Source organism: Bacillus sp. GW821-FHT01G09, from assembly GCF_059422205.1.
In genome coordinates this window covers 839,492-843,845 of the sequence record NZ_JBWKWL010000002.1, presented here as the reverse complement: position 1 = coordinate 843,845, position 4,354 = coordinate 839,492, and the positions used below count along the sequence as shown (strand labels likewise).

The following is a 4,354-nucleotide window of genomic DNA, read 5'->3' as shown; positions in this document are numbered from 1 at the left end:
CACGCTGCCTCCATTTCACCTGCAAAATTTATATATATATTTTCAGTTAATTACCATATAAACCTTTGATTCTACTTTTGACTTCTTCATGATGAAATGTTTTCTCATGCATCATCAATTCCTGTTCAATGACGCGCGGCAGCTGATCGCGAAGCGGGGCAACCAAATGATCTTTCAGTGTAACCAGTGAGTTTCTCGGCTTTTCCGCCAGTTCTTGCGCCAGCTCCACTGCATAATCTAACACTTCTGCACGGGGCAGCACCTTAAAAGGAACCCCTCTTTTTTCAAGATCAGCTCCGCGGTAGCTGCCCGCATTCAATAATATTTCCTGGGACAGGCTGAAACCCAGTTTTTTAGGAACGATAAAGGTAGCGCCCATTCCAGGCGTAAATCCGTATTTCATAAAATTAGCCGTATACACGCTTTCTCTGCTCAGAATGACTATGTCAGCAAAGAGCCCCATGACAAAGCCGCCTCCAATTCCATGGCCCTGCATTGCCGCAATAACTGGAATCTCACAATCCAGCGCCAGAGAATAAAGATTGTCATCAGTGAACTTGGTCAATCCCTGTTGAATTCGAAGCAGTCCTTCTTGCGTTCCTCCTGAAGCAAAATAATTATCATATCCTGTCAAAATGACCGCTTTGTATTTTGGGTTCTGCCGTATGTATTCAAACGCTTGAATTAAACCGTCTGTAAGTTCTTGTGAAAACGCGTTTTTATGAATGCGATCTTGCATCTTTACCTGAATAATGGCGGATTCAATTTCGATAAGCTCTACAACAGAATGCGTCATGATGTCCTCCTAACGGTTCTGATTGTCATTTTTAAACGGTTACTGATCCTCCCATGGGAATTGTCCTGTTTCAACATACCTGATGATTCCCATTTGGTTTTGAGGATCAGAAAACATGTTTTGATTTGCAGTTAAAGCGGTGGCTTTCGCACGACTGACTTGATGATCAAGTGAGCTCATAAACTGTTTATAATGTGCGATTCCTTTTTTATTCAGCCTCCGCAAACGCAATAAATGCTTTCTCAGCAGCACGTCACTTTCAGCATCAAAAGCATCTATTAACCCCCATTCACTGGCTTCCTGAACGGAAATCGGCTTTGTCATAAGCGTCATATAATGCGCTTTCTGCCAGCCGATACGGCGGATCAGAAACGGTAAAACACAAGCAGGGTACAGGCCGAATAGCAGCTCAGAGAGACTGAATGACGCCGTCTGATCAGCAATGGCAATATCTGTGGCAGATACGAATCCAAGACCGCCTGCATTCACTTTTCCCCTGACATGAGATATCGTGACGTAAGGGCCGGTCTGCAATTTCAGCCACAAATCATAGAGAGGCTCTTGGGAGCTTGCCTGTTCTCTGCCCCTTTTCATTTCCTGATAGATTTCTTGAAAATCAGCTCCGAAACAAAACACCTCGGGAAGCCCTTCTAAAACCACAACCGTCACCGTTGATGTTTCACATTGGTTTAACACTTGCAAGCATTCTTCTATCAGCGTGTCATTAATCGTATTATTCGCTTCAGGACGGTGAAAGGTAATATAGCAAACCGACGCTTGAAAGCGGACCTTTATCGTTTGATAGGTCACGAGATCCACCTGTACTTCCGATGAAACTCAGAAATTTCTTCTAAAAACAAGCGCGGCTTCTCTTGAGTGGACTGCATGATGCCCGGTATCATCTCAAAGTCCAGCTTTACATTGCGCGTCCCAAACCGCACCATCCCGCTCCCCTTAAACAATAGCTCATACTCTTCCATGGAGAGCTGATACCGGCGATCCAAATGCTTCTCAATACCAAATGTTCGCTGACGCTCCTGGCCTTGCGGAGTTGTAATTCCGCTGTAAAATTCAGAACAGCAGCCGGATCCGTAGGAAAAACAGCCAATTCGTTTAGGCGAATCAAACCTCCCTTGGTCTATCGTGCTGGCCAATGCCAGAAACAAGGCTGCCCCCATAATATTTCCAACCCGTTGACAGTAGTTTAAACCTGGTTTTACCCGAGTTAAAAAATCCGTCTCAATCCCGGATGTTTTCACCTTCGCCACCTTACGCATCATTGTCCGGTGCGCACCTTTCACCATCCCGCCAAAGGGCGTATGGTAAGCAAGATATTGAAACGTGTCCTGATAATTGGCACCCGGTACACGCTTTTGATATTCCAGAAAGGTCTGTTCGCAGCAATCCAAATATGACATTAAAGACAGATCAGAATCTCCCGCTTCACTGTCGGGAATGGGGCGGCACGTGTCCATCACTTCATAGCCGTAATAACCATTTGCTCCGGGATCTATTTGAAACACCTCGGGATTTTCGCCAACTAAAACGGCCACCGCTCCCGCTCCGGCGCTCGGTTCCGCATAAGACCAATCTTCGCTTAAAGCGTCTCCGCCCTCAGCGATTAAAAAACGTGAAATATCACTGGCGATAACCAGTGCTTTGGCACCCGGAGAAGTCTGGGATAATATAAAATTCACCGCCATCTGAAATCCCGCTGTCCCTGAATAACACGCCTGTTTAACCTCAAACAAACGGCAGTTGCGGTTGAGACCTAAATATTCATGGATATATGTACTTAACGATTTCCCAAAGTCGATCCCGGATTCAGAGCAAGTGATCAGCAATTCAATCCGGTCCTTCTCTGCTTCAGATAAAGCATCAATAATCGGCTTAGCTGCATTGACTCCGAAGGTCACGGGATCTTCATAAGGCAGTGCTACCGCTTTTTCTTTCATTAATAAGTTTTCAAATCTCGCAGTATCTAAATGTCTATATTTGGCCAGCTCCATGACATCAAGGTATGCCGTTCCGCCAAAGACATTCATCGCTTCTATTCCGGCTGAAACCATTTATGATTCGCCTCCACATTTCTCAATGTTTTGTATACAAACCGCGGTGTTCATTCCGCCAAACCCCATGCTTAAGCTCAGCGCATTTTTGATGCGGTATGAAATCGATTTCCCATTTACCCAATGAAAGGAATCATCGATTGGATGATCCAAATTCCGGCTCGGATGCAGGGCAGATTTTTTCATTTGCAGCAAAACAGAAATAATCTCTACGATGCCCGCCGCACTAAGCCCGTGTCCGGTTATCGATTTTGTTGCATTGATATAAGCATGGGAAAGTCGGCATGCACGGAGCGCCTTTAATTCTATTTCATCTCCAATAAAAGAGCCTGTTCCATGAGGATTAATATAATCAATATCTTCTGGTAAAAGCCTGGCACGCTCCAGTGCCTTCTGGATGACATGAATCTCTCCTTCTAATGAAGGATCAGGATTCCGGTTTCCATCCAGTTTGATTGACCAGCCAGACAATGCTGCATAAGGTTTAAGACCTCTTCGTAAAGCCGTCTCCTTTCGTTCTATTACCAATGCACCGCACGATTCTCCATAGATAAACCCGTCTCTGTTTTGATCGAAGGGACGGCACGCTTTTTCAGGTTCATCAGCATATTTGTCCGTCCCCATAGCGCCTAAAGCCCTTAGCGCCTCGCATTCCATATAAGAAAGATCCATTAAAGCACCAAGTGCAATGCAAGTATCAACTTCGCCTGACAGGACTTGCTGAATCGCATGAATGACTGCTAACTGGCCGCTGGCCGAGGCTCCTCCCACCGTATATGCTAATCCCGTGATGCCAAACTGATCTGTACATATCCCGCAAAGATCGCTGTCCATGAAAGACAGACCATACGCCGGCGAAATAAAACCGGAGCGGTCTTGATACCTTTCATAAACTTCAAAGGTTTCTCTCTGCTGAAAATTTGATCCGCCAACAACCAGTCCGATACGTGAGGAATCTGCATCGTCCAATTCAGCCTCCTCCCAAGCCTCTGTGAGAGTTACCAATGCAGCGCGGCTGGAGAATGATGCTTTTCGCAACATTTTTTTGGAGAGTCGTTCAGGATAAGACAATGACGCAATTTCGGCTCCGATAAACCGGCTGTCTTTTTGTCTGCCTGAACGCTTCATGACATCAAAGGCATGTCTGCCGGACAGCAGCGAGGAAGCAAAGTCCTCTTTCCCTTGACCGATAGAGGCCGTGACGCCTACACCGGTCACCACCACCTCAGGCAGATTGCACTTTGTCATAAAGCACCTCAGCTAATTCACCGATGTTTTTCACCCCGGATAGCTCAATGCGAGGGATTTTTAACGATAAATCCTCTAGCACCATCGTGATAATTTCAGCTCTGTCTACAGAGTCAGCTCCTAACTCAACTAACTGATCTTCAGGCTCAAATCTGTGTCCGTCTAATTCAGGAAGCACCTCGCAAATATTGGTGATTAGTACTTCAAAGATTCTCTGTTTATCCATAATGCGCTCTCTCCT

The 4,354-nt window shown here is 45.7% G+C and carries 5 protein-coding genes; all 5 read right to left on the bottom strand.

The genetic code is table 11. The annotated features are described in order from the left end of the window. Positions 1-46: 46 nt before the first annotated feature. From AC07VD_RS09770 to AC07VD_RS09750, 5 genes are read right to left on the bottom strand one after another with little or no spacing between them, the layout of a single operon-like run. On the bottom strand, positions 47-796 hold the full coding sequence (locus AC07VD_RS09770; RefSeq protein WP_134981727.1) for a polyketide synthase: 750 nt from the start codon (positions 794-796) through the stop codon (positions 47-49). Between the two features lie 39 nt (positions 797-835). Then, positions 836-1,615 (bottom strand): enoyl-CoA hydratase/isomerase, encoded by a 780-nt coding sequence (locus tag AC07VD_RS09765; protein WP_128737867.1) that lies wholly within the window; start codon positions 1,613-1,615, stop codon positions 836-838. Beyond that, positions 1,603-2,865: a polyketide biosynthesis 3-hydroxy-3-methylglutaryl-ACP synthase PksG gene (gene pksG / locus AC07VD_RS09760; RefSeq protein WP_024573082.1), complete on the bottom strand. Its 1,263-nt coding sequence runs from the start codon at positions 2,863-2,865 to the stop codon at positions 1,603-1,605. Before pksG ends, AC07VD_RS09765 begins: the two co-directional genes overlap by 13 nt. Then, a complete protein-coding gene (pksF, locus tag AC07VD_RS09755; RefSeq protein WP_217017821.1) occupies positions 2,866-4,113 on the bottom strand; it encodes a polyketide biosynthesis malonyl-ACP decarboxylase PksF in 1,248 nt (415 codons plus the stop codon). It lies immediately after the preceding gene. Next, positions 4,091-4,339, bottom strand: coding sequence for an acyl carrier protein (locus AC07VD_RS09750; RefSeq protein ID WP_003231809.1), 249 nt, complete (start codon positions 4,337-4,339; stop codon positions 4,091-4,093). The genes pksF and AC07VD_RS09750 overlap by 23 nt, the downstream gene beginning before the upstream one ends. Positions 4,340-4,354 lie beyond the last annotated feature (15 nt).

Excerpts from the sequence above, each read along its gene's own strand:
- AC07VD_RS09750 (WP_003231809.1), bottom strand. The coding sequence starts at position 4,339 with ATGGATAAACAGAGAATCTTTGAAGTACTAATCACCAATATTTGCGAG.
- AC07VD_RS09770 (WP_134981727.1), bottom strand. The coding sequence starts at position 796 with ATGACGCATTCTGTTGTAGAGCTTATCGAAATTGAATCCGCCATTATT.
- pksF (WP_217017821.1), bottom strand. The coding sequence starts at position 4,113 with ATGACAAAGTGCAATCTGCCTGAGGTGGTGGTGACCGGTGTAGGCGTC.
- pksG (WP_024573082.1), bottom strand. The coding sequence starts at position 2,865 with ATGGTTTCAGCCGGAATAGAAGCGATGAATGTCTTTGGCGGAACGGCA.